We start from the raw sequence: 26968 nt of genomic DNA, 5'->3' as shown, positions 1-26968 counted from the left end.
CCCACCGCGCGGCGTCGTCAGGGCGTCACCGTGAAATGGCGCAGGATCGCCGCCGCCAGGTCCGGGTCGCCCTCGGCCTTGACGCGGTCCGCGACCGCCTCCGGGGTCACGCGCCCGCAGGCGAGACGGACGTACGTCTCCCAGTCGAGAGTGAGGGTGGCGGCGGGGCCGAGGGCGGGAGCCGTCTCCAGCGTGCCGCGGCCCTGGATGTCGACGCGGATCGTGCGAAGGAACTCGACCGGGCCGTGCACGTCGAAGACGACGGCGGAACTGCGCGGCGCGTCCGCCCGCTCGGCGACGACGTCCGGCAGCTCGCCGAGCAGCACGTCGCGGGTGACATGGGCACCGGGGGAGTCGAGGTTGCCGGGGCGGCCGAGGGCGGTGCGCAGGTCCTGCTCGTGCACCCAGACGCAGAAGGCGTGCTGACGCATGGACTCCTCCAGCGTCAGGTCGCTGCCGTAGGGGCCGCGCACCTTGGTGCCGGGGTCCCGCGACTCGTTGCGGAGCTGGCGGTTGCGCCGGATGATCATGTACTCCAGCTCGGAGGTGATCTCCGGCGCCGTGTGGTGGCGGCGGACGTCGACCTGCATCTCCATGTAGCGCTGGTGTTCGTTGGTGACGTGGAACAGGTCGCGCGGGAGCGTGTGGATGGGACGCGGGTCGCCGAGCATCTCGGAGTCCAGCCCCATCACGTGCGAGACGATGTCCCGCACGGACCAGCCCGGGCAGGGGGTGCGGCGGTTCCATTCTGCTTCCACAAGCGGCTGGACCAGCTCGGATATCGCCTCGATGGAGTGAGTCCAGGCGTCGGCGTAGGGCTGGAGGGTGGGATGCAGACTCACGGAACGGGACCCCTCGGCGGTCGGTACACGGGCAGGTAGTGGCGGCGGTGCCAGTGGGAGGTGGCTGCGGTCGGCGCGGTCTTGGGAACCCCCCAGCTCTCGGCTGCGCTCGGGGGGGACCCCCAAGTTACGCTTCTGTGCGGCACCCCGGCAGTGCTTTCGTGTGACGATCGTAGGCCCGAGTGGACGGCTCGAATGCCAGGACGGTGGTAGTGTGCGCGCCTCTTTGATCCAAATCGCTGTGAACGAGGACGAATCAGCCGAAGCGCGCCGTCTGCGCGCGGCCTCGCTGGTGCGGGACCAGGCGGGCGCCGACCTCGTCGTGCTGCCGGAGCTGTGGACCACCGGCGCGTTCGCGTTCGACACGTTCGACGCGCACGCCGAGCCGGTCGAGGGCCCGACGTACGAGGCGATGGCGAAGGCGGCGAGCGACGCCGGCGTGTGGCTGCACGCGGGATCCGTCCCCGAGCGCGCCCCCGACGGGCGGCTGTACAACACGTCCCTGATCTTCTCCCCCTCCGGCGAGCTGGCCGCCTCCTACCGCAAGATCCACCGCTTCGGCTTCGACAAGGGCGAGGCCGTCCTGATGGGCGCGGGGCACGAGCTGGTGACGGTCCGTCTGCCGGAGACCACCCTGGGCGTGGCGACCTGCTACGACCTCCGCTTCCCCGAGCTGTTCCGCGGCCTCGTCGCCGCCGGTGCCGAGACCCTCGTCGTCCCGGCGGGCTGGCCGGAGCGGCGACGGTCCCACTGGTCGCTCCTGGCCCGGGCGCGGGCGGTGGAGAACCAGGCGTTCGTCCTCGCCTGCGCAACGGCGGGGACCCACGCCGGAGTTCCGCAGTCCGGCCACTCGGTCGTGGTCGACCCGTGGGGAGAGGTGCTGGCGGAGGCCGGCGCGGACGAGGAGGTCCTCACCGTGGAGTTCGACCCGGCGCAGGTGGCGCGCACCCGCGAGCAGTTCCCGGCCCTCAAGGACCGGGTACTGGGCGTGGAGGCACCGCGCCCCTGAGGGCGGCGCGGCGGGCGCGGACGGGGCGGCGGGCTCAGTCGCCCTCGTCGCCCTTCTCCCGTTCCTTCTCCGCCAGGTGGATCACGCACACCGTCAGCGCGATGAGCAGCGCCGGGTCCGCGTCCTCCCGGACGACGTCCACGCCGTAGGTGTCCCGCAGGGTCAGCCACCGCCGGGAGACGACGGCCAGGAGTTCGCCGTCGTACTCGATGGCGAACTCGCGGTCGAGGATCTTGCCGCTGACGTCCAGCTCGGTGCCGTCGGCCAGGGAGACCCGGTAGTGGTTGCGCAGCAGCGACAGCCGCTTGCGCCGGATGGTCGCCAGCGGCTCGCCGCCCCGCTGGATCACCATGGTGTCCCGCAGGGCGAACATCTTCTGGTGGATGTCGACGAGGACCCGCCCCCGGGCGTCCTTCAGCTCCCAGGTGTCCCGCAGCCGCAGCGCCTTGCCGTCGACCAGGTACGCCTTGTTGCCGCTGTCGTCCTCGATCCAGTAGTCGTCACCGAAGCCGAGGAGCCGGTCGTACACGAGGAATCTCATGCGTGACCGCTTCCCCGCCCGGCCCGGCCGGACGCGGCCGGTAGGCCGACAGGCCGAGTGCCCGGCCCCGGGCCGGGCCCGTGCCGCGGCGCCGCTCAGGCGCCGTAGCCGTCGCTGTAGCCGTCACGCGTGTGGTGGTGGGGCCGTTCCTCGACGACCGGTGTCGTCGGCGGCATCACCACCCGGCGGCGCCGGGCGATGCTGCTGAACGTCGCCACCCCGATCAGCCCGACGATCATGAAGATGACACCGACCAGGTCGAGGTTGACGCCCTGCATGTCCCAGTCGGTCGCGAACGTGAGGATGGCTCCCACGGCGATGAGGATGATGCACCCGCCGAGGCCCATGAGTGTTGCCTCCCTGTAGATCCGGTCGGTCCGGCTTTCCGGTCGATCCGGTTCCGTTCGGGTACCCCCGGCTGGAACACCCATGCGGCACAGGGGTGTTCCGGCCGGGAGCGCGGCGCAGGGGCTCAGCCCTCCAGGAACGCCACCAGCGCGTTGGCCAGCAGGTGCGGGTCGTCCACGCCGCACAACTCGCGGGCGCTGTGCATCGACAGGATGGCCACGCCGATGTCGACGGTGCGAATGCCGTGCCGGGCCGCGGTGATCGGGCCGATCGTCGTGCCGCAGGGCATGGAGTTGTTGGAGACGAAGGATTGGAAGGGCACGTCCGCCTTCTCGCAGGCGGCGGCGAACACGGCGCGGCCCGAACCGTCGGTGGCGTAGCGGTTGTTGACGTTGACCTTGAGGATCGGGCCGCCGTTGACGCGCGGGTGGTGCGTCGGGTCGTGCCGCTCCGCGTAGTTGGGGTGCACGGCGTGGCCGGTGTCGGAGGACAGGCAGATCGTGCCGGCGAAGGCCCGCGCCCGGTCCTCGTACGAGCCGCCGCGCGTGAACACCGAGCGCTCCAGCACGCCGCCGAGCAGCGGGCCGTCCGCGCCGGTGTCCGACTGCGAGCCGTTCTCCTCGTGGTCGAAGGCGGCGAGCACGGGGATGTACGGCAGGTCGGCGCCCGATGTGGCGACGGCGGCCAGGGCGGCGGTCCCGGAGTGCACGGAGAGCAGGTTGTCCATGCGCGGACCGGCCACCAGCTCCTTGTCGCGGCCCAGGTACGCCGGGGGCTCCACGGAGTGGGTCATCAGGTCCCAGCCGGTCACCGAGCCGGGCTCCAGCCCCGCCTCCTCCTCCAGGAAGGAGATGAGGTCGCCGTCGCGGACGGTGTCGCCGAGGCCCCACACGGGCTGGAGGTGGCGCTGCTTGTCGAGCTTGAGGCCCTCCGTGGACACGTTGCGGTCCATGTGGATGGCGAGCTGGGGCACGCGCAGCAGCGGGCGGTCGACGTTGACCAGCCGGCTGGAGCCGTCCCGCAGGGAGAGGCGGCCGGCCAGGCCCAGGTCGCGGTCGAGCCAGGAGTTCATCAGCGGCCCGCCGTAGATCTCCACGGCGACCTGGCGCCAGCCGTGGGCGCCGCTGTCGGGCCGCGGCTTGACGCGCAGGTTGGGGGAGTCGGTGTGCGCGCCGATGATCCGGAAGGGGGTGTGCGGACCGGCGCCCTCGGGGACGTACCAGGCGACGATCGCGCCCCCGCGCAGGACGTACTTGCCGCCGGCCGTCCCCTCCCAGGCGTCCGTCTCCGCGACCTGCCGGAAGCCGGCCTTCTCCAGCCGCTGGGCGGCGTTCGCCACCGCGTGGTACGGCGTCGGGCTGGCTGCGAGGAAGGACATGAGGTCGTCGGTGTGGCCGCGACCGAAACGGGAGGGTTCGCTCATGGGGTTCACCTTAACGACGTGCGAGGGCCCGCTCACCGTCTGCCGGGAGCGGGCCCTCGCTGGGGTTCGGGAGGAGTGCGGAGCAGTGCCCCGAAGGCTCCGCAAGGCCCTCGAAGACCCCCGTATGGCCTCCGAAGGGACCTGACGGGACCCGGGGGGACGGGGCCCGGTCGGGGGCCCGGCGGGTCACCGCCGTGGTGTCCCGCCGGGCCGCCCGAGGGGCGTCAGAAGGCGGCCTCGTCCAGCTCCATCAGGTCCAGCTCGACGCCCTGGGCGACCTTGCGGGCCAGGGTGACGCCGGGCAGGACGTTGGCCGCGAAGAACTTCGCCGCGGCGATCTTGCCGGTGTAGAACGCCTTGTCCTTGGCGGACGCGGTCGGCAGCTTCTCGGCGGCGACGGCGGCGCCCTTGAGCAGCAGGTAGCCGACGATCACGTCGCCGGAGGCGAGCAGCAGGCGGGTGGTGTTGAGCCCGACCTTGTAGATGTTCTTGACGTCCTGCTCGGTGGCCGCGAGGTCGGTCAGCATCAGGCCGACGATGGCCTCCAGCTCGACGGCGGCCTTGGCGAGGTGCTCGCGGGCGCCGGACAGCTCCTCGCCGCCGGTGGCGAGCGCCAGGAACTTCTTGATGTCCTCGGCGAGCGAGTTCAGCGCGGCGCCCTGGTTGCGGACGATCTTCCGGAAGAAGAAGTCCTGGCCCTGGATGGCCGTGGTGCCCTCGTACAGGGTGTCGATCTTGGAGTCGCGGATGTACTGCTCGATCGGGTACTCCTGCAGGAAGCCGGAGCCGCCGAAGGTCTGCAGCGACTGGGCGAGCTGCTCGTAGGCCTTCTCCGAGCCGTAGCCCTTGACGATCGGCAGGAGCAGGTCGTTGAGGGCGTGCTCGGCGGAGGCGTCCTCGCCGTTCGCCTCCTTGACCTGGATCTCGTCCTGCACGGACGCCGTGTACATCACGAGCGCGCGCATGCCCTCGGCGTACGCCTTCTGCGTCATCAGCGAGCGGCGGACGTCGGGGTGGTGCGTGATGGTGACCTTGGGGGCGGTCTTGTCCATGAAGTTCGCCAGGTCGGGGCCCTGGACGCGCTCCTTGGCGTACTCCAGGGCGTTGAGGTAGCCCGTGGAGAGGGTGGAGATCGCCTTCGTGCCGACCATCATGCGGGCGAACTCGATGATGCGGAACATCTGGCGGATGCCGTCGTGCTTGTCGCCGATCAGCCAGCCCTTGGCGGGGTGGCGGTCGCCGAAGGTCATCTCGCAGGTGTTGGACGCCTTCAGGCCCATCTTGTGCTCGACGTTGGTGGCGTAGACGCCGTTGCGCTCGCCCAGCTCGCCGGTCTCGAAGTCGAACTCGTACTTCGGGACGAGGAAGAGGGACAGGCCCTTGGTGCCGGGGCCGGCGCCCTCGGGGCGGGCGAGGACGTAGTGGAGGATGTTCTCCGACATGTCGTGCTCGCCGGACGTGATGAAGCGCTTCACGCCCTCGATGTGCCAGGAGCCGTCCTCCTGCCGCACGGCCCTGGTGCGGCCGGCGCCCACGTCCGAGCCGGCGTCCGGCTCGGTGAGGACCATGGTCGAGCCCCACTGCTTCTCGACGGCGATCGAGGCGATGTGCTTCTGGACCTCGTTGCCCTCCTCGAAGAGGATGCCCGCGAAGGCGGGGCCGGAGGAGTACATCCACACGGCCGGGTTGGCGCCGAGGATCAGCTCCGCGTAGGCCCAGATGAGGGAGCGCGGGGAGGTGGTGCCGCCGATCTCCTCGGGCAGGCCGAGGCGCCAGTACTCGGAGTCCATGAAGGCCTGGTAGCTCTTCTTGAACGAGGCCGGGACCGGGGCGGTGTTGGTCTCCGGGTCGAAGACCGGCGGGTTGCGGTCGGCGTCGGCGAAGGACTCGGCCAGCTCGTTCTCCGAGAGGCGGCACAGCTCCTCGAGGACGCTCCTGGCGGTGTCGGTGTCCATCTCCGCGAACGGGCCCGTGCCGTACACCTTGTCACGGCCGAGCACCTCGAAGAGGTTGAACTCGATGTCCCGGAGATTCGGCTTGTAGTGCCCCATGGCGACGGCTCCGTTGAGAGATCGGCGAGGCACTGACTCCTCGCGCCCAAACACTTACCAACTAGTAGCTACGATGATGCTACCCGTCGGTAATAAGAAGCAACCCCGCACCGCCCCTCTGTGACTCGTTACTCGTTACGCTGTGCGGCATGTACGGCTACGACCAGACCGCGGGTCCTCAGCAGCAGCAGTACGCGCCGCCGCAGCAGCCCATGTCCGGCGGGTACGGCCAGCAGCCGCCGCTGTACCCCGAGCCGTCCCCGCCCTCGCTCGCGGACGCGGTGCGGGCCTTCACCACGGGGCAGATGGCCGCCGAGGACTTCCAGCAGATCTTCGCGACCTCCAAGGTGTACTGCCCGCGCGGCGACAACCCCGGTTTCCTCGCGCTGCACAACACCCAGCAGCCGGTGATCCCGATGTTCACCTCGCTCAAGGAACTGCGCCGGTACGCGGGCAAGGAGTCCAAGTACTTCGTGATCACCGGCGCGGAGGTGATCGACCTGCTGCCCACCGGCTACGGCTTCGTGCTGGACATGGAGGGCGAGCACCGGATGGTCTTCGACGCCAAGGCCGTCGAGCAGATGGTCGACTTCGCCATGCGCCGGATGTACGGCTGACGCCTTCCCGGCGGGCGTGGCCGAGTGTCGCCGGTCCCGGGGGACCGTCCGGACGGAATGATTCCTTCCGTCGTCGGGCGGCCCCTATCGTGCCGACGTGATCCGCAGGAGTACGGCCGCATCCCTGTCTCCCCGCCCACGTCCGGGAATGGCGCCGGGCGACCGGCTCCTGCTGGCCGCGGCCGCCGTCTACGTGCTCGTCCCGGTGTTCTTCGCGGTCCGCGGCGCGGACGGCGCCTCCTACGCCCTGTGGCTGCTGGGCCCCTTCTTCGGCGCGATCGGCGTGGGGACGGCCGGCGCCGGACTGCGGGTGGGCCGCACGGCGTACGTCCTGCGGCGGCGCGGGCTCGTGGCCGAGGGGCGGCTGACGGGCGGCATGGACGCCGTCATCGACGAGCACGGCGCGACGGTCCGCTACCACCGGTACTCCTACACCGACGCCGAGGGCCGCGGGCACACCCGCTCCGGCACGGCCGGCGGCGAGGAGCGGGTCGAGATCCTCTACGACCCGCGCGACCCGGGCCGTACCACCAAGGTCGGCCGCGGCACCACGGCCTGGCTCGCCGGGGCGGCGGTGCTGCTGCTGGTGCCCGGACTGCCCCTGCTCGCCGCGGGCGCGGGTCTGATGATCTCGGGCGTGGTCCGCGCGCTCGGCTGACCCCGCCGTCCTGTGCGGCCGGCAGAGCCCGGAGGGAATTCCCTCCGGGCTTTCTCTGTTTCGAGGTGGCAGAAAGTTCAACGCTCAACTAAACTGGGCGTACCCGAGGAGGTACCGACATGCCTGCAGTGACCGTCGAGAACCCGTTGACGCTGCCCCGTGTTTCCGCACCCGCCGACGCCGTCGCACGTCCCGTGCTCACCGTCACGACCGCGCCCAGTGGTTTCGAGGGGGAGGGCTTCCCGGTGCGCCGCGCGTTCGCCGGGATCAACTACCGCCATCTCGACCCGTTCATCATGATGGACCAGATGGGTGAGGTGGAGTACGCGCCCGGGGAGCCCAAGGGCACTCCCTGGCACCCGCACCGCGGCTTCGAGACCGTCACCTACATCATCGACGGGATCTTCGACCACCAGGACTCCAACGGTGGCGGCGGCACCATCACCAACGGCGACACCCAGTGGATGACGGCGGGCTCCGGCCTGCTGCACATCGAGGCGCCGCCGGAGCAGCTCGTCATGTCCGGCGGTCTCTTCCACGGCCTCCAGCTCTGGGTGAACCTCCCGGCCAAGGACAAGATGATGGCCCCGCGCTACCAGGACATCCGCAGCGGTTCCGTGCAGCTCCTCACCTCCCCCGACGGCGGCGCGCTGCTGCGCGTCATCGCCGGTGAGCTGGACGGCCACGAGGGCCCCGGCATCACGCACACGCCGATCACCATGGTCCACGCGACGCTCGCGCCGGGCGCCGAGGTCACCCTGCCCTGGCGGGAGGACTTCAACGGCCTCGCGTACGTGATGGCCGGGCGCGGTTCCGTGGGCACCGAGCGCCGTCCGATCCACCTGGGCCAGACGGCGGTCTTCGGGGCCGGCGGTTCGCTGACCGTCCGCGCGGACGAGAAGCAGGACTCGCACACCCCCGACCTGGAGGTCGTGCTGCTCGGCGGCCGGCCCATCCGTGAGCCCATGGCCCACTACGGTCCGTTCGTCATGAACACCAAGGACGAGCTCATGCAGGCCTTCGAGGACTTCCAGAAGGGCCGTCTGGGCACCGTGCCCGCGGTGCACGGCATGTCCTCCGAGGGCCCCGGGGCCTGACGGTCCCGCCACCTCACCCGGGCGGGCTGTCCGCGCAGGACAGCCCGCCCGGTGCGTGATCGGCTGGAGCGGTGCAGCTCCTTCCCGGTCCGGTACGCCGCTTCGCCGCCTGGTGCGCCGTCGTGCTGCTCGCCAGCGGAGTCGTCTACGTCGCGATCCGGCTCTGCGTCGAGCTGCGCACCGCCGTCACGCCCGCCCTGCTCGCCCTGCTCGGCACCGCCCTGCTGCGCCCGCTGCACCGGCGGCTGGTGAAGGCGCACGTGCAGCGGTCGCTGGCCGCGGGACTCACCTGCGTCGCCGTCGTGGCCGTCGTCGGCGGGGCCGTCTACATCGTGGTCGCCGCGCTCATCGACACCGGTGACCAGATCGTCGCCTCGCTCAAGGACGCCGCCCGGGGCGTCGCCGACCACTTCGGAGCGGCCGGCAACTCCCTGGACGACCTCGCCTCCCACGGGCGCGAACTGCTCGGCAAGTTCGGCGGCACCGCGGCCTCCGGCGTGATCAGCGGGGTGAGCGTGGCCGGCGAGATGCTGGCCATGGCCGTCCTCGCCCTGCTGCTGGTCTTCTTCTTCCTGCGCGACTCCGACCGGGCCGTCGGCACGGTGCGCTCCCTCGTCCCGATGCGCAACGCCGACACGGTCGAGGCGATGGCCCGGCGGGCCTACGGGGCCGTCGAGGGCTTCATGCGCGGCACCACCCTCATCGCCCTCATCGACGCCCTCTGCATCACCGTCGGCCTGCTGGTGCTGCGCGTGCCCGGCGCGGTCGGGCTCGGCGCGCTGGTCTTCGTCGGCGCCTACATCCCCTATCTCGGCGCCTTCATCTCCGGGACCGTCGCCGTGCTGGTCGCGCTCGCCGACCGGGGGTTCGTCATCGCGCTGTGGGCCCTCGGAGTGGTGCTGGCCGTGCAGGTGCTGGAGGGACACGTCCTCCAGCCGATGATCCAGAGCCGGACGGTGCAGATGCACCCGGCGGTCGTGCTGCTGGCGCTCACCGCGGGAGCCTCCGTCGCGGGCATCCTCGGCATGCTGCTCGCCGTCCCGCTGACCGCCGCCGCGTTCGGCATCGTGCACGAGCTCCAGGCCCGCTACGCCTCCTCCGGGGGTTCCAGCAGGCCGAACACGGCTTCCGGATCCTCCTCGGACCCCTCGCCGGGTGACTCGTAGATCTCGAACCAGATGCTCTTGCCCTCGCCGCGCGGGGCGACGCCCCACGCGTCCGAGAGCAGCTCGATCAGCATCAGACCGCGCCCGGAGGACGCCATCTCCCCCGGCCGCCGCTTGTGCGGCAGGTCGTCGCCGCTGTCGGTGACCTCCACCCGGATGCGCCGCTCGCCCGGCTCCCCCCTGACCTCGGCGACCAGCAGCGCGTCGGCGTCGGTGTGGACGAGGACGTTCGTCAGCACCTCGGACAGCAGCAGCACCACGGCGTCCCGCTGCTCCTCGTCGGGCCAGTCGTGCAGCAGCTCGCGCAGATGCTGCCGGGCGACCGCGATCCGCTCCGGCTGGGCCTGCGCCACGGTCAGCATCGTGCGCCGTACGGGCGGCTGGGCGACCGTGCTGATGCCGCGGCCGCACTTCTCGTCCAGCCAGCACAGCAGCAGCAGGGCGATGTCGTCCTCCCGCCGGTCGGCCAGGGGGCCGGTGGTGTGGTGCGAGGACGGTCCGTGCACCGCCTGGACGAGGGCGTCGGCCAGCTCCTCCAGGTCGCCCTCGTGCTCCTCCAGGACGACCCGCAGGCGGTTCCATCCGGTCAGCAGGTCGTGGCCGCCGGTCTCGACCAGCCCGTCGGTGCACAGCATCAGGGTGTCGCCGGGCTCCAGCGCGGTCCGGGAGGTCGGATAGTCGGAGTCCGGGTCGATGCCGAGCGGCAGCCCGCCCTCCGTGGCGAGGATCAGCGCCGTTCCGTCGGCCATCCGCACCACGGGGTCCAGGTGCCCGGCCCGGGCGCTCTCCACGATGCCGGTCGCCGGGTCCACCTCCGCGTAGTAGCAGGTGGCGAAGCGGTGGTCGGCGGGGTCCTCGGCGGAGTCGGCCAGGCTGTGGAAGAAGTGCGAGGCCCGGGAGAGCACCGCGTCGGGGCGGTGGCCCTCCGCCGCGTAGGCGCGCAGGGCGATGCGGAGCTGGCCCATCAGCCCGGCGGCCCGCACGTCATGGCCCTGGACGTCGCCGATGACCAGGGCGAAGCGGCCCCGGGGGAGCGGGATCAGGTCGTACCAGTCGCCGCCGATCTGGAGCCCGCCGCCCGTGGGGACGTACCGGGCGGCCACGTCCACGCCGGGGATCTGCGGTCCCAGCGCGGGCAGCATGGTGCGCTGCAGCCCGTCGGTCAGCTCCCGCTGCGTCTCGGCGGCTCCCGCCCGGGACAGCGCCTGCGCCAGCATCCGGGCCACCGTGGTCAGCACCGACCGCTCGTCCGGGGTGAAGGCGACGGGATAGGCGAAGCCGGCCATCCAGGCGCCCATGGTGCGGCCCCCGGCGATCAGCGGCAGGAAGGCCCAGGAGCGGCGGCCGAAGCGCTCGGCGAGCGGCCAGGTGAGCGGGTAGCGGTCGCGGTACTCGTCGGGGGAGGAGAGGTAGACGGCCTGGCCGGTGCGGACCACCTCGGCGGCGGGGTAGTCCGTGTCCAGTGGCATGTCCACGAACGGGTTCATGTCGTTGCGCGGCTGGCCGTGGTGGCCGATGACCGTCAGGCGGTCGCCCGAGATCCCGAACACGGCGAGCCCGTCCGGTGAGAAACCGGGCATCGCCAGCCCCGCGGCCACCCGCAGCACCTCCTCCGTGGAGCGCGCCTCGGCGAGGGCCCGGCCGGCGTCCAGCAGGAACGCCTCGCGCGAGCGGCGCCAGTCACCGGTCACCGCGGTGCGGCCCGCGGTGGTGCCGGGCGCCGGCTCGGTGACCTCCTGGAGCGTGCCGATCAGCTCGTAGCCGTTGCGCAGGGAGTCGAAGGACGGCTTGAAGCGGCTGCGCACCGTCCGGACGTTGCGTCCGCCCTCGTCCATGATCCGCATACGGACCTCGGCGAGCGTGCTCTCGGCGGCGGCCCGCTGGACCACCTCGGCGGCCTCGTTCCAGTCCACCGGGTGCAGCCGGGAGCGCACCTGGGCACCGGTGAGCGCCGCCCGCCGGGCGGGCAGTCCGAGCAGCCGGGCGCTCTCCGCGTCGACCGTGACCTCTCCGGCGGCGGTGTCCCAGTGCCAGAGGCCGGTCGCGAGGGCGGTGAGGACCTCCCCCACCTCGGGCAGGGGCTCGCCAGTGCGCATTGCCCCACTGTAAGAAGAGGCGATCGGAGGCTGCCACCGCTCGCTCCCGCGGTATTGGTGAGGAACCGACTCGTGGGTCCCCGGTACGCTGGGGTTGTTTCACGTGAAACACGGACCGCGAGACCACGCCAGGTGAGCCCCGTGAGATCCGTGGGACACATCCCCCGATCCGCGAAGACTGGATGAACGACGATGCATCGGTACAGGTCCCACACCTGCGGCGAGCTCCGCTCCTCTGACGTCGGCACCGACGTCCGACTGAGTGGCTGGCTGCACAATCGGCGCGACCTGGGCGGCATCCTCTTCATCGATCTGCGCGACCACTACGGCATCACGCAGCTCGTCGCCCGTCCGGGCACCGAGGCGTACGAGGCGCTGGACAAGCTGACCAAGGAGTCGACCGTCCGTGTCGACGGCAAGGTCGTCTCCCGCGGCACCGAGAACGTCAACCCCGACCTGCCCACCGGCGAGGTCGAGGTCGAGGTGGGCGAGGTCGAGCTGCTCGGCGCCGCCCAGCCGCTGCCCTTCACCATCAACACCGAGGACGGGGTCAACGAGGAGCGGCGCCTGGAGTACCGCTTCCTGGACCTGCGCCGTGAGCGCATGCACCGCAACATCATGCTGCGCACGGCGGTCATCTCGGCCATCCGGCACAAGATGACGGCGCTGGGCTTCAACGAGATGGCCACGCCGATCCTGTCCGCGACCTCCCCCGAGGGTGCCCGCGACTTCGTCGTGCCCTCCCGCCTGAACCCGGGCAAGTTCTACGCCCTCCCCCAGGCCCCGCAGCAGTTCAAGCAGCTCCTGATGATCTCCGGTTTCGACCGCTACTTCCAGATCGCGCCCTGCTTCCGCGACGAGGACGCCCGCGCGGACCGTTCGCCGGGCGAGTTCTACCAGCTCGACGTCGAGATGAGCTTCGTCGAGCAGGAGGACGTCTTCCAGCCGATCGAGAAGCTCATGACCGAGCTGTTCGAGGAGTTCGGCAACGGCCGGCACGTCACGTCCCCGTTCCCGCGGATCCCGTTCCGCGAGGCGATGCTCAAGTACGGCTCCGACAAGCCGGACCTGCGTGCCCAGCTCGAGCTCGTCGACATCACCGACGTCTTCGAGGGCTCGGAGTTCAAGGCCTTCGCCGGCAAGCACGTCCGTGCGCTGGCGGTCCCGGCGGTCCAGGACCAGCCGCGCAAGTTCTTCGACCAGCTCGGTGACTACGCCGTCTCGCTCGGCGCCAAGGGCCTGGCCTGGGTCCGCGTCGGCGAGGACGGCACGCTGTCCGGCCCGATCGCGAAGTTCCTCACCGAGGCGAACGTCGCCGAGCTGACCAAGCGCCTGTCGCTGGCCGCCGGGCACGCGGTGTTCTTCGGCGCGGGCGACTTCGACGAGGTCTCCAAGATCATGGGTGCCGTACGCGTCGAGGCCGCCAAGCGCGCCGGGCACTTCGAGGAGAACGTCTTCCGGTTCTGCTGGATCGTCGACTTCCCGATGTACGAGAAGGACGAGGAGACCGGGAAGATCGACTTCTCGCACAACCCGTTCTCGATGCCGCAGGGCGGTCTGGAGGCCCTGGAGACCCAGGACCCGCTGGACATCCTGGGCTGGCAGTACGACATCGTCTGCAACGGCGTCGAGCTGTCCTCCGGCGCGATCCGGAACCACGAGCCGGAGATCATGCTGAAGGCCTTCGAGATCGCGGGCTACGACCGCGAGACCGTCGAGGAGCAGTTCGCCGGCATGCTGCGGGCGTTCCGCTTCGGCGCCCCGCCGCACGGCGGCATCGCCCCGGGCGTCGACCGCATCGTGATGCTGCTGGCCGACGAGCCCAACATCCGCGAGACGATCGCCTTCCCGCTCAACGGCAACGCCCAGGACCTGATGATGGGCGCCCCGACCGAGCTGGACGAGAGCCGCCTGCGCGAGCTGCACCTGACGGTGCGCAAGCCGCAGCCGAAGTAGGCAGACGCCCGGAAGGGCCCGCCGGCGGAGTGACTCCGCCGACGGGCCCTTCGCTATTCCGGCCGGCCTCCGGCGAACGGGCCGGGGCGGCAGTCGCGGCAGCGGCCCGGCTGGGGTGCCCGGAAGGCGCGCTCGCAGCCGTCGCAGGTCTGGAGGGGGTGACGGGGCTCCGGGGCCGCCGAGGCCGGGGGCCGGAAGGCCGGTGGGGGCGGGAGCTGGGCGGTCAGCCGGTGGGCGAGGAGGGCGGCCGGGCGGATCAGGGGTTCGTCCGGCAGGTTCGCGGTCAGGGCGTGGCGTACGGCGGTGGGCGTGAGGTCGCGTTCCAGCCAGGCGGCGACGCCGGGGGCGAGGTGCTCGGCGTCGGTGGCGGAGAGCAGCAGGCGCGGGTCGTGGCGCCGTAGGCCGGCGAGGACGTCGACGGCCGCCTGGAGGAGGGCGGGGGCGGGGAACGACGGCCGCGGGACGGCGGGGAGCCGCTTGCGCGGCGCGGGCTCGTCCGGGGCCGTGCGCCGGGCGGGCCGACGGGAGGGCGTCTCCCGGGCGGCGCGGTGTCCGGGCCTGTTGCAGGAGACCGTGCGGGTGACGATCCGGCCGGTGGCCGTGCGCTCGCGGCTGCGGCGCAGGTAGCCGTGTGCCTCCAGCTCCCGCAGGGCGGCCGCGATACGGGTGGGGCCCTCGGGGAAGCGGGCGGCGAGGGTCTTGATGTCGACGGCGGTGCCCGGCCGCACCGACTGGATGTAGCAGGCCAGTCCGATGGCGAGCAGGGACAGCTCCGCGTGCTGGACCAGGTCGTTGCCGATCACCGTGAAGTTCTCGGTGTGGCGGACGTGTTCGTGGGTGACGCCCGCGAACGGCTGTCCGTCGGGGTGGTTTGTGCCGCGGTTACGGGACCGGGCGCGCGAGGGCGCGCTAGGGTTCTGCGTATCCATCAGGAAGAGGTTCGCTTCCTCGGTGGTCAGGCCCTCGCATCGGGATGCCAGTCCCTGCGAGGGCCGTCGCATGTCTGGTGTCGTGTCGCGCCGAGCGTACGGCAGGCAACCGGTCCCGAATCCAGCCCACTTGAGCATATTCACTCGGGTGAGTGAGTTTGCCCGGCGGGAGGGAGGGGTGGGGCTTGGCAGGGTTCTTTCTCCCCGGTGAGTAGTGCTCAGGGAGCGCAGGTCGGACCGGGGATCGAGCGGTCGGGATGCGGTGATCGCCGCTCGCGGGCAGCGCGGCGGGCGCGGGTCCGCGTACCGTGCGAGTGATCGCGGCGTCGCGCTCGGTCACTGTCCGCGGGTTGTCCGGTGGTGTCCGGGCTTGTCGGGACGGTGCCCACGGGTAGGGCGTGGCTGAACGAGGGCGGCACGACGGAGGGGCGCGCAGATGTCCGTGGACGGAGAGGTTCGGCGGCTGAGGACCGAGGCTGACGAGCCGGGGTGGGAGGTGGACCCGGACGACGAGTGGGGCGTGGCGGTGATCGCCACCGTGGGACGGCAGCTGAAGCTGCGGCGCGAGGCCGTGGGGATGCGGGCCGGCGACTTCGGCAAGGCCGTGGGGTACGGCGAGGATCTCGTCTACAAGATCGAGGGCGGCAAGCGGATTCCCCGGCCCGAGTACCTGGAGCGGGCGGACGAGGTGCTGGGGGCGGGCGGGTTGCTCGCCGCGATGAAGGAGGACGTGGCGAGGGTCCGGTACCCGAAGAAGGTGCGGGACCTGGCGCAGATGGAGGCTCGGGCTGTCGAGATCGGGGTGTACGTGTGCCACAGCATCAGCGGGCTGTTGCAGACGCCCGGGCATGCCAGGGCAGCTTTCGAGTCACGGCAACCGCCCTACTCGGAAGAGGAGATCGAGCGGATGGTCGCCGCTCGCATGGCTCGGCAATCGATCTTTGATCAGCGCCCTGCGCCTGTACTGAGCTTCGTCCTGGAAGAGGCGCCGCTCCGACGGCCGCTCGGGGGCACAATGGTGTGGCGGCAGCAGCTCGAACGTCTGTTGGAGGTGGGGCGGTTGCGTAACGTTGCCCTCCAGGTGATGCCGACACACCGCGAGACCCACCCGGGCTTGGACGGCAAGATCGAGTTGCTGAAGTTCGAGGACGGAACGGCCGTGGGACGCTCCGATGGTGCGTTCAGCGGGCGTCCGATCTCTGATCCGAGGCACCTACGCATCCTTGAGCTGCGGTATGGCACCATCCGGGCGCAAGCCCTCCCGCCGGGGGAGTCGCTGGCCTTCATCGAGCAACTGCTGGGAGAAACATGATCCGCGAGGCCTCAGCCGGGGATGCACTCGAACTGGCGTGGTTCAAGAGCACCTACAGCGACGGCAACGAAGGCGACTCGTGTGTCGAGGTCGCCACCACCCCCGGCACCGTTCACGTCCGTGACTCCAAGTACCGGGACACCAGCCCGCGCCTCGCCCTCGCTCCGCGGGCCTGGGCGGACTTCGTGGCGTACGCGTCCGGGAGCTGATCCTCCCGGCCGATACGCCCCGCGTCCGGTCGTCGCCGGGCGCGGGGCGTCGCCGTCCTACCGCGCCACGAACTGGGTGAGGATCGCCTGGACCTCGTAGATGTCGACGCCCTTGGTGAAGGTCTTCTGGATCGGGGCCTGGGAGCCCGAGAGCCAGATCTTCAGCTCGGCGTCGAGGTCGAAGTGGCCGGCCGTCTCGACCGCGAAGTGCGTGATGCTGCGGTACGGGATCGAGTGGTACTCGGTCTTCTTGCCGGTGATGCCCTGCTTGTCGACCATGATCAGACGCCGGTCGGTGAACAGGATGGTGTCGCGGATCAGCAGGTAGGCGGCGTGCACCTGCTCGCCCTGGCCGAGCAGACGCGCGTACTCCTGCTGCGCCTGGCCCGGGTCGATGCTGTGCGCGTTGCCGAACAGTGCCATGGATGGTCCCCCCACGTGGATGGATCACGCCGCTGCGTGGTCTGCGCAATCTAGCTCACGCGTCAGGGCCCGGGAACGGTCTGTTCCCGGGCCCTGACGTCGGTGGTGCACGCTCGTTACGCGGCCTGCGGCTCGCCGCCGAAGCGCTCCTTGTACGCCTCCAGGTCCTCGTCCGTCAGCTTGGCGAACAGGACCGGCGGGACGGTGAAGGGGGTGCCGGCCGGGACCGCGGTGAGGGCACGGGCCTCCTCGGGGGTGACCCAGCTCGCCGTGTCGTCCGCGAGGGAGAACGCCTGGCGCATGGCGGCCGTCGTCGCCGGGATGAACGGCTCCGAGACCACCGCGTAGAGGCGGATCAGGTTCATCGCCGTGCGCAGGGTGAGGGCGGCGGCGTCCTTGTCGGTCTTGATCTCCAGCCAGGGGGCCTTCTCCTCCAGGTAGGAGTTGCCCGCCGACCACAGGGCGCGCAGCGCGGCCGCCGCCTTGCGGAACTGGAGCGCCTCCATCTGGGTCTCGTACTCCGCGAGGAGCGACGCGATCTCCTCGCCGAGCCGGGTCTCGGCCTCGCCGGGCTCGCCGCCCGCGGGGACCTCCTCGCCGAAGCGCTTCTTCGAGAAGGAGAGCACGCGGTTGACGAAATTGCCGAGGGTGTCGGCCAGGTCCTTGTTGACCGTGGCGGTGAAGTGCTCCCAGGTGAACGACGAGTCGTCGGACTCCGGGGCGTTGGCGATGAGGAAGTAGCGCCAGTAGTCGGCCGGCAGGATGTCCAGGGCCTGGTCGGTGAAGACGCCGCGCTTCTGCGAGGTGGAGAACTTGCCGCCGTAGTACGTCAGCCAGTTGAACGCCTTGACGTAGTCGACCTTCTTCCACGGCTCGCGGACGCCGAGCTGGGTGGCCGGGAACATCACGGTGTGGAAGGGGACGTTGTCCTTGGCCATGAACTCGGTGTAGCGGACCGTCTCGTCGGCCTCGTACCACCAGGACTTCCAGTCCCGCGTCTCGCCGTCGGGGGCGGAGTCGGCCCACTCCTTCGTCGCGCCGATGTACTCGATCGGGGCGTCGAACCAGACGTAGAAGACCTTGCCCTCGGCCGCCAGGTCGGGCCAGGTGTCGGCCGGGACCGGGACGCCCCAGTCGAGGTCGCGGGTGATCGCCCGGTCGTGCAGGCCCTCGGTCAGCCACTTGCGGGCGATGGACGCCGCGAGCTGCGGCCACTCCTCCTCGTGCCGGGCCACCCACTCCTCGACCTCGTGCTGGAGCTTCGACTGCAGGAGGAAGAGGTGCTTGGTCTCGCGGACCTCCAGGTCGGTGGAGCCGGAGATCGCCGAGCGGGGGTTGATCAGGTCGGTCGGGTCCAGCACGCGGGTGCAGTTCTCGCACTGGTCGCCGCGGGCCTTGTCGTAGCCGCAGTGGGGGCAGGTGCCCTCGACGTAGCGGTCCGGGAGGAAGCGGCCGTCGGCGGGGCTGTAGACCTGGCGGATGGCGCGCTCTTCGATGAACCCGTTCTCGTTGAGCTTGCGGGCGAAGTGCTGGGTGATCTCGACGTTCTGCTGCGAGGAGCTGCGGCCGAAGTAGTCGAAGGCGAGGGCGAAGCCGTCGTAGACCGCCTTCTGGGCGTCGTGCGCCTGGGCGCAGAACGCGTCGACCGCCAGGCCCTGCTCCTTCGCGGCCAGCTCGGCGGGGGTGCCGTGCTCGTCCGTGGCACAGATGTAGAGGACCTCGTGGCCGCGCTGGCGCAGGTAGCGGGAGTACACGTCGGCCGGGAGCATGGACCCCACCATGTTGCCCAGGTGCTTGATCCCGTTGATGTACGGAAGGGCGCTGGTGATGAGGTGTCGAGCCATCGGGGGCTGCTCCCAGGTCGGAACGTACGGAACCTTGAAATCGTAGCCGACACGGGTGCGCCGCCCGCTTCTCGTTCTAGGGGGTGAGAAGGGGGCGGCGCGGGAGGTGGGGCCGGGGCCCGGGCCCCGGGGTGCCGGGCCCGGGGCGATTACGGGCGCCAGGCGGCCAGGACGCCCTCGTACAGCTCCTTGTCGGTCAGCTCGCGGGGGGTCTCGCCGGCCAGGAAGTGGGAGGTGTTGCCCGTCTTGAGCTTGCGCAGGTAGTCGAAGGCCTTGTTCTCCGGGTCGCCGAAGGCGACGAAGGAGAAGTGGACCTCCGGGTGGCTCGCCGCGGCGTCCGTGAGGGCGCGGGTGGCGGGGGTCTTGGCGTCGGGGGCGCCGTCGGTCTGGAAGACCACCAGGGCGGGGGTGCCCTGCGCCTCCTTGTCGTGCTGGGCGAGGACGGCTTCGACGGCGGCGTGGTAGCTGGTGCGGCCCATGCGGCCGAGGGAGTCGTGCAGCGTGTCGATCTTGTTCTCGTGGTCGGTGAGGGTCAGTTCGCCGGTGCCGTCCACTTCCGTGGAGAAGAAGGTGACGTGGAGCGTGGCCCCGGGGTCGAGGTGGGCGGCGAGGGCGAGGGTCTGCTCCGCGAGGGCCTGGGCGGAGCCGTCCTTGTAGTACGGGCGCATGGAGGCGGAGCGGTCGAGGACGAGGTAGACCTTGGCGCGGGTGCCGGTGAAGGTGTGCTTCTCGAGGGTGGCGCCGGCGGCCTCGTAGGCGGTGGTGAGGGCGGGGGCGTCGGAGCGGAGGCGGGCCGCGGGGGTGGCGGGGGTCGCCGGCTCGGAGGCCTCGGCTTCGCCTTCGGCCTCTGTGTTCCCACCCGCACCACCCGTGCCGGTCTCGTCGTCGGCCGCGGGTGGCCCCTGCGGGGCCTGGTCGCCGTCGGCGGCTGCGGGTTCGGGGGTGGCGGGCTCCCGCACCGGCTCCTCGACGGCTTCCGGGGCCTGGTCCGGGGCCTGGTCGGCCTCCGGCTCGGGCTGGGGGACCGGGGCCGGTTCCGGCTGTGCGTCGGCCTCGGGTGCGGACTCGCTGGCCGGGGACGGCTGTGCGTCGGCCTCGGGTGCGGGGGCGGTCTCCGGCTGCGGTTCCGCGTCGGCTTCGGGGGTGGTCTCCGGCTGCGGCTCGGGCTGGGCTGCCGCCTCGGGCTCGGGGGCGGGCTGCGGCTCGGTCTCCGGTTCGGCCGCGGCTTCGGGGTCCTGCTCGGGCGCCGCTTCGGGGGCGGGCTCCGTCTGCGCCTCGGGCGCCGACTTCGCCTCCGGCTCCGGGGTGGCGGCCGGGTCGGGCGTCAGGTCCGCCTCGGGGTTCGCTTCCGGCTCGGGCTTCGCTTCCGGTTCGGTCGCGGGGTCGGGCTGCGCGTCCTGCTCGGGTGCCGTCTCCGCCTGAGGCTTCTGCTCGGTGTCGGACGCCGACGGCGCTTCCGGCTCCGGTGCGGTGGCCGTCTCGGGTGCCGGGTCCGGGTCGTTCACGGGCTCGGGCTGCGCGTGCTGCTCCGGTGCCGCCGACTCCGGCTTCGGCTCGCTGTCGGAGGCCGCCTCCGGCTCGGGCGTCGTCGGCTCGGGCTCCGGCTCGGCCTCGGCGGCGGGCGTCGCCTCCGCCTCGGGGGTCGCCTCCGCCTCGGGTGCCGGGTTCGGCTCCGTGGCCGGTTCGGGCTCGGGGTCCGTGGACGCGTCGGGCTCCGGCTGCGAGGTCGCCTCGGGGGCCGGGGCCTCGTCCGGGGCGGTGGCCGGCTTGGGGACCGTCACGTTGGCGAAGGCCGCTCTGACGAGTTCGTGCTCGTCGTCGGTGCGTGGCCCCGGGACCTGGGCGGGCTCCTCGGGTGCGGCGGGCTGGGACGGCAGCTTCGGTTCCGGAGCGGTGGCCGGTGCCGCCGTCTCCTGCGGCGCATCAGCGGTGGCCGGTGCCGCCGTCTCCTGCGGCGCATCCTCCGCCTGGGCGGCCCGTGCTTTGCGTGACCGGCCGAACGCGTTCCGCAGGAGAGTGAGAATGCCCATGTGCGCACCCCTTCGCGTGAGTTGATGCCCGTCAATCCCTGGCCTAGACGGACACGTAAGGTTAGCGGCCCCGTCTTGTGATCTTGTGCAGGGTTTGGCGGGGAGCCCCCGGCGCGTCAAGGGCGGGATCCGGCCGCCGCGAACGGCCGGGCCCGGGGCGCGGGCAAGTGCCGTACGGCTGCCGCGGGTTCACCCGGCGTTCATCCCGGCGCCCGTCTCCCGCACGTATGCGCACATACGGTCGCGCTGACACCAAGGGCATCACAGGGCATCCCCAGGGAGAACGAAGTGCGCAAGCTGCTGCCGTTGATCGGAACGCCGTCCGGTTCGCACCCGGGCGGCCGGTCCGCCATGACCTGCCGTTTCCGGTGTGGTGACGCCTGCTTCCACGAGGTGCCCAACACCAGCTCCAACGAGTACGTCGGCGACGTCATCGCGGGCGCGCTCAGCCGCCGCTCCATGATGCGCGCCGCGGCCGTCGTCACCGTCGCCGCCGCGGGCGCCGGTGCCGTGGGCGTGGCCGGCGCGCCCTCCGCGCAGGCCGCGCCGGCGGCCGGAAAGGGCCCTGGCGCCGGGCAGGGCCCGCACCCGAGGCCGCAGGGCGCGCGCGGACTGCGGTTCACGCCGGTGGCCCCCAACACCGAGGACGCCGTCGTCGTACCGGAGGGGTACCGGCAGGGCATCGTGATCCGCTGGGGCGAGCCGATCCTGCGCGGAGCGCCCGCCTTCGACCCGGAGAAGCAGACCGCGAAGGCCCAGGCCGGGCAGTTCGGGTACAACAACGACTTCCTCGCGCTGCTGCCGCTGAAGGGCGAGCGCGGCCGGCAGCTCCTCGTCGCCAACCACGAGTACACCGACGAGATCCTGATGTTCCGGGGCTACGACCCCGAGAACCCGACCCGCGAGCAGGTCGAGATCGCGTGGGCCGCGCACGGCCTGTCCGCCGTCGTCGTGGAGGAGGACCGCCGTGACGGCAGCCTGACGCCGGTGCCGCGCCACCACCTGAACCGGCGTGTCACCGCCACCACCGAGTTCCGCCTCACCGGTCCGGCCGCCGGTTCCGACCTGGTGAAGACCTCCGCCGACCGCACCGGCCGCACGGTCCTCGGCACCCTCAACAACTGCTCCGGCGGCACCACCCCGTGGGGCACCACGCTGCACGGCGAGGAGAACTTCAACCAGTACTTCGCCAATGGCAGCCGCGCCACCGACAAGCGCTACGGCCTGGGCACCGGCGCCACCGAGCGCAAGTGGGAGCGGTTCGACAAGCGCTTCGACGTCGCCCAGGAGCCCAACGAGGTGCACCGCTTCGGGTACGTCGTCGAACTCGACCCGTACGACCCCGACTCCACGCCGCGCAAGCACACGCTGCTCGGCCGCTTCAAGCACGAGGCCGCGACCGTGCGGCTGACCGACGACGGGCGCCCGGTCGTCTACACCGGCGACGACGAGCGGTTCGACTACTTCTACAAGTTCGTCGGCAGCAAGCGGATGCGGCACGGCAGCAGCCGCGGCGCCCGCGAGCACAACCTGTCGCTGCTCGACGAGGGCACCCTGTACGTCGCCAAGCTCACCGGCGACTCCCCGGCCGCCGAGATCGACGGCACCGGCAAGCTGCCGGCCGACGGCGAGTTCGACGGCAGCGGCCGCTGGATCCCGCTGGTCACCGCCACCGCCGACGGCGCCGTCTCGCACGTCGAGGGCATGACCGCCGAGGAGGTCTGCGTCTTCACGCGGCTCGCCGGAGACAAGGTCGGCGCGACCAAGATGGACCGGCCCGAGGACATCGAGCCGTCCCCGCGGACCGGCAAGGTGTACGTCGCGCTCACCAACAACTCCAATCGCGGCAAGGCCGGGTACGCGGGTCCCGACGAGGCCAACCCGCGCGTCAGCAACAAGCACGGCCACATCCTGGAGCTGACCGAGCGCCGGAACCGGGCCGACGCCACCACGTTCGCCTGGTCGCTGTTCCTCGTGGCCGGTGACCCGAACGACCCGGCGACCTACTTCGCGGGCTTCCCGAAGGAGGCCGTCAGCCCGATCTCCTGCCCGGACAACGTGGCCTTCGACGACCACGGCAACCTGTGGATCTCCACCGACGGCAACGCCCTCGGCACCCACGACGGCCTCTTCGGCGTCGCGACCAAGGGCGAGCGGCGCGGTGAGCTGAAGCAGTTCCTGACCGTGCCGAACGGCGCGGAGACCTGCGGTCCGCTCGTCCAGGACCGGCGCGTGCTGGTCGCCGTGCAGCACCCGGGCGAGATCGACGGGGCGTCGGTGGAGAAGCCGGCCAGCACCTGGCCCGACGGACCCGGGAAGATCGTGCGCCCGGCGGTCGTGGCGGTGTGGCGCGCGGACGGCGGCGACATCGGCGTCTGAGCGCGCCGGGCCCGCCGCCGGTCAGCCGCCCGCGTGCAGCGTGAGGTCGACGACCAGCGCGCGGTGGTCGGTGTCGGGCAGGTCGAGGAAGCGGGCGCGGTGGGCGGCGAAGTGCCGTGACACCAGTACGTGGTCGATCTGCGCGCCGAACACGGGGGTGGTCCGGGCCGGCCAGGTGGGGGTGCGGTCCTGGCCGGCCAGGCGGGCCGCGTCGGACAGCCCGGTGTCGAGGATGCGCCGGAAGGCGGCGTGGTCCTGGGAGGCGTTGAAGTCGCCGGCGAGGACGGTAGGGGTCCGGCTGTCCTCGGCGGCGGCGTCGCGCAGCCGGCCCAGCTCCGTGCGCCACAGGCCCAGCTGGTCCGGCAGCGGCGGCATGGGGTGGGCGAGCTGGAGGCGTACGGCGTGCCCGCGCACGTCGGCGACGGCGCCGGGCATCCCCATGGTGCCGCGGACGCCGGGACCGGGGGTGAGCGGGAAGCGGCTGAGGACGACCGAGCCCTCGGAGCCGCCGCCCTCGACCGCCCGCCGGTGGGGGTAGTCGGCACCGAGGTCCCGCCGCAGGGCCGCGTCGCACGTGGACTCGCACTCCTGGACGAACACCAGGTCGGGCTTCTCGCGGCGCACCGCGGCGATCAGGGCGTCCGTGGCCTGGCCGAACTCGACGTTCGACGTCAGCACGCGCAGTTCGGCGACGGGCGGTCCGGCCGGTTCGCCGGTCTTGCCGTACGGCTCGATGAACCAGGCCAGCAGGCCGAGCAGTGCCACTCCCCACACGGCGCCCGTCCACCAGCGGGCCAGGGCGGCCAGCAGCAGTCCGGCGGCGGCCGGGACCAGCAGCCACGGCAGGAACGCGAGGAGCTGGGGCACCGGGGTGACGCCGTCGACGTCGGCCGTCCGGCAGCCGACGACCACGCTGACCCCGGCGAACAGCAGCGCGGCGCACCAGGCGCCGAACCGCCGCCGGGCGGGCCGGCCGGGGGTGTCCGTCCACTCGCCGGTCGCCGTGTCGGTGTCCAAGTCGTGGCCTTCCGCTCGCCGTGCGATGCCCGAATCCTCCCTCAAGGACGGCGCACGGGAGCGGAAAGTTGCCCATCGGCCCCGCGGTCGGCGGGCCCACCGTGGGCCGTCACAACCGGGCGCGGGGCGAAGGGGGCGGTGCCGGGTCCGGGGTGGTGGGCGCGGAGGGCCGGCGGCGGCGCGGCGGGAGGCCGTACCGGCGGGTGAGCCAGGAGGCGGCGGCGACCGTCAGCCCGAGGACGACGAGGAGCCAGGCGGCGGTGCGCAGGGTCGCGGTGAGGGCGTCGTAGACGGCGCCGGCCGCGGGGCCGTCCACCGGGCCGGGCAGGTCGGCGAGGGTGAGGCGGCGTCCGACGACGACGGCGAGGGCGAGCAGCACCCCGCCGACGGCCGTGCCGATGCCGGTGGCGGTGAGCGCCCGGCGGCGGCGGACGGCCAGGGCGATCCCGGCGACGGCGAAGACGACGGCGGCGAGCGGCAGCCAGAACGCGGCGACATCGAGCACGTGGTAGCCCTTCCTGAGCCGGTCCGCCTCGGGGGCCGTGAGAACGGTGACCTCGGCGTGCGGCATGGGGAGCCGGCGCGCCAGCGGCTCGTTGTCCCGGGCGATCCGGTCGCGGACCCGGTCGGTGACCGGTGCCAGGTCGACGGTGACGGGACGGCCGGCGGTGCCTTCGTCGCGCAGGGCGCGCAGCACGGCCGCGTGGATGACGCGGTTGGCGGTGTCCCAGCCGGCGCGGTAGGCGTCGGTGCGGGTGAAGGAGTGGGCGGCGTCCCGCACGTAGGGGGCCACGGTCGCGCGCATCGGACCGGCGCCCACCTTGTTCATGACCCCGGCGCCGACCGAGTCCGCGACCGCGTCCCGCACGTCGGGATCGCCGGCGAGCGGTGCCATGGCGGCGACGTACCGGCCGGTGTCGGCCACGCCGTACGCGGCCCACCCGGCCAGCGTGGCGCAGGGCGCGAGCAGGCAGGCGAGGGCGACGAGTACGGCCGACAGGGCACTCCGGAGACGTTCGGACACCCTTCCAGGCAAGGGCGGGTGCGTGTTCCGGGCGAGCGGGGTGACTGCATTCGGGCCCGGCCGGGGCACCGAACGGGGTGGGCCGGCGGTACCTCCCGGGCCGTTCCGGCACCTGGGAGGCGCGCGCCCGCGGTCGCGCGGGGCGGCGGGCCCCGGCGGGGTGGCCGGGGCCCGTTCGTGAGGGGGGCGGGGTCAGGTGATGCGGTGGCCCTGGGCGTCCTCGGACGTGTAGTAGCGGTAGAACATCATCGCGGTCACGGCCGCGGCCAGCAGAAGGGACGCGAGGATGGCCGTGAACATGGCCACCCCGCTCTGCGCGTACAGGAAGCCCAGCGCGCTGCCGGCGAACGCGCCCCACAGCACCGCGTGGCCCTCGCGCGGCAGCCGCTCCGCCACCGCCCGCACCACGGCGTACAGCACGACGAACGCGATCGTGGTCATGAAGCCGAACAGCAGATTCCAGCCGGTGACGGGGCCGCCGTGGCGGCGGTTGGCCGCGGCCCAGTAGCCGTAGACCAGACCGGCCAGGACGGGCACCGCCCACTTCGCCACCAGGTGGGTCCGCGGGCCGAAGACGTCGAGCGTCGTGTCGCGGCCGGTCTCCGCGGACCTGCCGGACCTCGGTAGCGCGTGAGCCATGGCAGCACTCCTCTCTCCTCGCCCCCGACTACCAGGGCACACCTGGCGGGGGCGGCTGGCAAGTCAGGATGCGGGCCGCGGGGGCGCGTGTTTCGCTGAGGCCCGTGAGGGGTCGCGCGCAACGTCGTTCCGGGGGGCTGCCGCGCGGCCGGTGGCGGCCGCTCGGGGTGCTGGTCCGGGCCGCCGGCCGGGGCGACGCGGTGTCCCGGCACGAGCTGCTCAGCCTCCGCGGCCGCAGCGTCGCCTGGGTGTTCCCGCTGGCGCTCCTGATCGGCATCGCCGCGGTCGACGTCAGCACCCCCACCTTCCAGATCATCTCCTGGACCGTGCTCGTGCCCGGCATCGCCGCCGCGATCTGCGGGGTGCGGGGCACCGCGGTCCTCGCCGTGCTCTCGGCCGTCGTCTACGTCCTCGCCGACAACTACTGGCAGCACCACGCGCGGACCAGTCTGTCGGGCCTGGTCCTCGTCTGCCTCGGCGGCCTCATCGCGGTGGCCGCCGCCGCGGTCCGGGTCGGGGGCGAGCGGCGGATGGTGCACATGCGGGACATCGCCGAGACCACCCGCCGCACCGTGCTGCGCCCGCTCCCCCCGGGCTTCGGCGGCCTCGAACACGCCGCCGTCTACCTCTCCGCCGACACCCAGGCCCGCGTCGGCGGCGACTTCTACGACGTCCAGCCCGGCCCGCACGGCACCCGCGTCCTCCTCGGCGACGTGCAGGGCAAGGGGCTGGGCGCGGTCGAGACGGCCGCCGCGCTGCTCGGCACCTTCCGGGAGGCCGCCTACCACGAGCCGGACCTCGCGGCCGTCGCCGCGCGCCTGGAGACCCGTATGCTCCGCCACCGGGCGCACACCGCCGCGCTCGGCCGGTCCGACGGCGACCGCTTCGCCACCGCCGTGCTGACCGGTTTCTCCCCGGACCTGCCGGACGCCGTGGACGTCGTCGTCTTCGGCCACGAGCCCCCGCTCGCGGTCGGCCCGCGCGGCGTGCGGCGCCTGCCGGCCGTCGGCGGGCTGCCCCTGGGCATGGGCGACCTGCTCCCCGGCCCCTCGGTGGCGGTGCACCGGCTGGCCCTCGCGCGGGACGAGACGCTGCTGCTGGTCACCGACGGGGTGACCGAGGCACGCGACGCCGCCGGACGCTTCTACCGGCCCGCCGACGACGTGGCCCGCGCCGTCGCCGCCGATCCCCGCAACGCCGAGCCGCGCCGGCTGGTGGCCCTCGTCCGGGACGGCACACTGCGGCACTGCCGGGGGCGGCTGGCCGACGACACGACGGTGTTCGCGGTGCGCAGGCCGGGCGGCTGAGTGCCCCGCCGCGCGGCCGCAGCGGTTAACGTGCTGCCGTACGTGATCGAC

At 72.3% G+C, this 26968-nt stretch carries 23 protein-coding genes; 10 read left to right on the top strand and 13 right to left on the bottom strand.

Translation table 11 applies throughout. The annotated features are described in order from the left end of the window. Nucleotides 1–17: 17 nt before the first annotated feature. Nucleotides 18–842: a maleylpyruvate isomerase family mycothiol-dependent enzyme gene (locus ACH499_RS11740; RefSeq protein ID WP_399015109.1), complete on the bottom strand. Its 825-nt coding sequence runs from the start codon at nt 840–842 to the stop codon at nt 18–20. A gap of 214 nt (nt 843–1056) precedes the next feature. On the opposite strand from ACH499_RS11740, the gene ACH499_RS11735 reads away from it, so the two are divergent. Continuing rightward, the gene (locus tag ACH499_RS11735) at nt 1057–1851 is read left to right on the top strand and encodes a carbon-nitrogen family hydrolase (protein ID WP_399015107.1); all 795 of its coding nucleotides are present in this window, start codon (nt 1057–1059) and stop codon (nt 1849–1851) included. Nucleotides 1852–1885: 34 nt separating this feature from the next. Here ACH499_RS11735 and ACH499_RS11730 read toward each other — a convergent pair whose 3' ends face one another. The 4 genes from ACH499_RS11730 to ACH499_RS11715 form a co-directional block, all read right to left on the bottom strand. Beyond that, complete coding sequence (locus tag ACH499_RS11730) at nt 1886–2392, bottom strand: LURP-one-related/scramblase family protein (RefSeq protein ID WP_356205703.1); 507 nt, start codon at nt 2390–2392, stop codon at nt 1886–1888. 95 nt (nt 2393–2487) lie between these two features. Beyond that, nucleotides 2488–2739: a DUF6458 family protein gene (locus ACH499_RS11725; RefSeq protein WP_217140427.1), complete on the bottom strand. Its 252-nt coding sequence runs from the start codon at nt 2737–2739 to the stop codon at nt 2488–2490. A gap of 125 nt (nt 2740–2864) precedes the next feature. Beyond that, the gene (locus tag ACH499_RS11720; RefSeq protein WP_356205702.1) at nt 2865–4163 is read right to left on the bottom strand and encodes a M18 family aminopeptidase; all 1299 of its coding nucleotides are present in this window, start codon (nt 4161–4163) and stop codon (nt 2865–2867) included. 224 nt (nt 4164–4387) lie between these two features. After that, a complete protein-coding gene (locus ACH499_RS11715; RefSeq protein WP_365603034.1) occupies nt 4388–6214 on the bottom strand; it encodes an acyl-CoA dehydrogenase in 1827 nt (608 codons plus the stop codon). Between the two features lie 149 nt (nt 6215–6363). Here ACH499_RS11715 and ACH499_RS11710 point away from each other — a divergent pair, with 149 nt between their 5' ends. The 4 genes from ACH499_RS11710 (at nt 6364) to ACH499_RS11695 (ending at nt 9752) form a co-directional block, all read left to right on the top strand. After that, the gene (locus ACH499_RS11710) at nt 6364–6831 is read left to right on the top strand and encodes an SseB family protein (protein WP_189230111.1); all 468 of its coding nucleotides are present in this window, start codon (nt 6364–6366) and stop codon (nt 6829–6831) included. A 148-nt stretch (nt 6832–6979) separates the two neighbouring features. Next, nucleotides 6980–7489: a hypothetical protein gene (locus ACH499_RS11705; protein WP_399015103.1), complete on the top strand. Its 510-nt coding sequence runs from the start codon at nt 6980–6982 to the stop codon at nt 7487–7489. A 119-nt stretch (nt 7490–7608) separates the two neighbouring features. Next, nucleotides 7609–8586 (top strand): pirin family protein, encoded by a 978-nt coding sequence (locus ACH499_RS11700; RefSeq protein WP_356205699.1) that lies wholly within the window; start codon nt 7609–7611, stop codon nt 8584–8586. 71 nt (nt 8587–8657) lie between these two features. Continuing rightward, a complete protein-coding gene (locus ACH499_RS11695; RefSeq protein WP_356205698.1) occupies nt 8658–9752 on the top strand; it encodes an AI-2E family transporter in 1095 nt (364 codons plus the stop codon). Here the strand turns inward: ACH499_RS11695 and ACH499_RS11690 are convergent. Continuing rightward, nucleotides 9674–11848: a SpoIIE family protein phosphatase gene (locus ACH499_RS11690; RefSeq protein WP_356205697.1), complete on the bottom strand. Its 2175-nt coding sequence runs from the start codon at nt 11846–11848 to the stop codon at nt 9674–9676. The genes ACH499_RS11695 and ACH499_RS11690 overlap by 79 nt on opposite strands. Before the next feature lie 192 nt (nt 11849–12040). Between ACH499_RS11690 and aspS the strand changes: the two genes are divergently transcribed. Continuing rightward, nucleotides 12041–13804, top strand: a complete 1764-nt coding sequence (gene aspS / locus ACH499_RS11685) for an aspartate--tRNA ligase (RefSeq protein WP_399015101.1) — start codon at nt 12041–12043, stop codon at nt 13802–13804. 53 nt (nt 13805–13857) lie between these two features. Here the strand turns inward: aspS and ACH499_RS11680 are convergent, their stop codons facing one another. Continuing rightward, a complete protein-coding gene (locus ACH499_RS11680) occupies nt 13858–14733 on the bottom strand; it encodes a helix-turn-helix domain-containing protein (RefSeq protein ID WP_399015099.1) in 876 nt (291 codons plus the stop codon). Nucleotides 14734–15169: 436 nt separating this feature from the next. Between ACH499_RS11680 and ACH499_RS11675 the strand changes: the two genes are divergently transcribed. Together ACH499_RS11675 and ACH499_RS11670 are read left to right on the top strand one after the other, a co-directional pair. Continuing rightward, the gene (locus tag ACH499_RS11675) at nt 15170–16045 is read left to right on the top strand and encodes a helix-turn-helix domain-containing protein (protein ID WP_399015097.1); all 876 of its coding nucleotides are present in this window, start codon (nt 15170–15172) and stop codon (nt 16043–16045) included. Further along, nucleotides 16042–16254, top strand: a complete 213-nt coding sequence (locus ACH499_RS11670) for a DUF397 domain-containing protein (RefSeq protein WP_365603055.1) — start codon at nt 16042–16044, stop codon at nt 16252–16254. Before ACH499_RS11675 ends, ACH499_RS11670 begins: the two co-directional genes overlap by 4 nt. A gap of 57 nt (nt 16255–16311) precedes the next feature. On the opposite strand, the gene ACH499_RS11665 is transcribed toward ACH499_RS11670, so the two are convergent. The 3 genes from ACH499_RS11665 to ACH499_RS11655 all read right to left on the bottom strand — a co-directional run bounded on the left by ACH499_RS11665 (nt 16312) and on the right by ACH499_RS11655 (nt 20551). Continuing rightward, nucleotides 16312–16677: a PH domain-containing protein gene (locus ACH499_RS11665; RefSeq protein ID WP_356205692.1), complete on the bottom strand. Its 366-nt coding sequence runs from the start codon at nt 16675–16677 to the stop codon at nt 16312–16314. Nucleotides 16678–16793: 116 nt separating this feature from the next. Continuing rightward, nucleotides 16794–18521: a methionine--tRNA ligase gene (gene metG / locus ACH499_RS11660; RefSeq protein ID WP_399015094.1), complete on the bottom strand. Its 1728-nt coding sequence runs from the start codon at nt 18519–18521 to the stop codon at nt 16794–16796. Between the two features lie 149 nt (nt 18522–18670). Further along, a complete protein-coding gene (locus tag ACH499_RS11655) occupies nt 18671–20551 on the bottom strand; it encodes a VWA domain-containing protein (protein ID WP_399015092.1) in 1881 nt (626 codons plus the stop codon). A gap of 288 nt (nt 20552–20839) precedes the next feature. Here ACH499_RS11655 and ACH499_RS11650 point away from each other — a divergent pair, with 288 nt between their 5' ends. Then, a complete protein-coding gene (locus ACH499_RS11650) occupies nt 20840–22930 on the top strand; it encodes a PhoX family protein (RefSeq protein ID WP_399015090.1) in 2091 nt (696 codons plus the stop codon). 21 nt (nt 22931–22951) lie between these two features. Here ACH499_RS11650 and ACH499_RS11645 read toward each other — a convergent pair whose 3' ends face one another. The 3 genes from ACH499_RS11645 to ACH499_RS11635 all read right to left on the bottom strand — a co-directional run bounded on the left by ACH499_RS11645 (nt 22952) and on the right by ACH499_RS11635 (nt 25610). Further along, nucleotides 22952–23947 (bottom strand): endonuclease/exonuclease/phosphatase family protein, encoded by a 996-nt coding sequence (locus ACH499_RS11645; RefSeq protein WP_399015088.1) that lies wholly within the window; start codon nt 23945–23947, stop codon nt 22952–22954. Between the two features lie 109 nt (nt 23948–24056). Then, complete coding sequence (locus ACH499_RS11640; protein WP_399015086.1) at nt 24057–24971, bottom strand: hypothetical protein; 915 nt, start codon at nt 24969–24971, stop codon at nt 24057–24059. 192 nt (nt 24972–25163) lie between these two features. Beyond that, the gene (locus ACH499_RS11635; RefSeq protein ID WP_356205686.1) at nt 25164–25610 is read right to left on the bottom strand and encodes a hypothetical protein; all 447 of its coding nucleotides are present in this window, start codon (nt 25608–25610) and stop codon (nt 25164–25166) included. Between the two features lie 68 nt (nt 25611–25678). Here ACH499_RS11635 and ACH499_RS11630 point away from each other — a divergent pair, with 68 nt between their 5' ends. Beyond that, nucleotides 25679–26917, top strand: coding sequence for a PP2C family protein-serine/threonine phosphatase (locus ACH499_RS11630; RefSeq protein ID WP_399015084.1), 1239 nt, complete (start codon nt 25679–25681; stop codon nt 26915–26917). Nucleotides 26918–26968: the final 51 nt, after the last annotated feature.

It is taken from the genome of Streptomyces sp. NPDC018947 (genome assembly GCF_044390505.1).
Taxonomy (GTDB): Bacteria; Actinomycetota; Actinomycetes; order Streptomycetales; family Streptomycetaceae; genus Streptomyces.
The sequence above is the reverse complement of the archived record's forward strand: the minus strand, read 5'-3'. Positions and strand labels throughout refer to the sequence as shown.

Excerpts from the sequence above, each read along its gene's own strand:
- ACH499_RS11730 (WP_356205703.1), bottom strand. The coding sequence starts at position 2,392 with ATGAGATTCCTCGTGTACGACCGGCTCCTCGGCTTCGGTGACGACTAC.
- ACH499_RS11725 (WP_217140427.1), bottom strand. The coding sequence starts at position 2,739 with ATGGGCCTCGGCGGGTGCATCATCCTCATCGCCGTGGGAGCCATCCTC.
- ACH499_RS11720 (WP_356205702.1), bottom strand. The coding sequence starts at position 4,163 with ATGAGCGAACCCTCCCGTTTCGGTCGCGGCCACACCGACGACCTCATG.
- ACH499_RS11715 (WP_365603034.1), bottom strand. The coding sequence starts at position 6,214 with ATGGGGCACTACAAGCCGAATCTCCGGGACATCGAGTTCAACCTCTTC.
- ACH499_RS11710 (WP_189230111.1), top strand. The coding sequence starts at position 6,364 with ATGTACGGCTACGACCAGACCGCGGGTCCTCAGCAGCAGCAGTACGCG.
- ACH499_RS11705 (WP_399015103.1), top strand. The coding sequence starts at position 6,980 with ATGGCGCCGGGCGACCGGCTCCTGCTGGCCGCGGCCGCCGTCTACGTG.
- ACH499_RS11700 (WP_356205699.1), top strand. The coding sequence starts at position 7,609 with ATGCCTGCAGTGACCGTCGAGAACCCGTTGACGCTGCCCCGTGTTTCC.
- ACH499_RS11690 (WP_356205697.1), bottom strand. The coding sequence starts at position 11,848 with ATGCGCACTGGCGAGCCCCTGCCCGAGGTGGGGGAGGTCCTCACCGCC.
- aspS (WP_399015101.1), top strand. The coding sequence starts at position 12,041 with ATGCATCGGTACAGGTCCCACACCTGCGGCGAGCTCCGCTCCTCTGAC.
- ACH499_RS11680 (WP_399015099.1), bottom strand. The coding sequence starts at position 14,733 with ATGGATACGCAGAACCCTAGCGCGCCCTCGCGCGCCCGGTCCCGTAAC.
- ACH499_RS11675 (WP_399015097.1), top strand. The coding sequence starts at position 15,170 with ATGTCCGTGGACGGAGAGGTTCGGCGGCTGAGGACCGAGGCTGACGAG.
- ACH499_RS11670 (WP_365603055.1), top strand. The coding sequence starts at position 16,042 with ATGATCCGCGAGGCCTCAGCCGGGGATGCACTCGAACTGGCGTGGTTC.
- ACH499_RS11665 (WP_356205692.1), bottom strand. The coding sequence starts at position 16,677 with ATGGCACTGTTCGGCAACGCGCACAGCATCGACCCGGGCCAGGCGCAG.
- metG (WP_399015094.1), bottom strand. The coding sequence starts at position 18,521 with ATGGCTCGACACCTCATCACCAGCGCCCTTCCGTACATCAACGGGATC.
- ACH499_RS11655 (WP_399015092.1), bottom strand. The coding sequence starts at position 20,551 with ATGGGCATTCTCACTCTCCTGCGGAACGCGTTCGGCCGGTCACGCAAA.
- ACH499_RS11635 (WP_356205686.1), bottom strand. The coding sequence starts at position 25,610 with ATGGCTCACGCGCTACCGAGGTCCGGCAGGTCCGCGGAGACCGGCCGC.
- ACH499_RS11630 (WP_399015084.1), top strand. The coding sequence starts at position 25,679 with ATGCGGGCCGCGGGGGCGCGTGTTTCGCTGAGGCCCGTGAGGGGTCGC.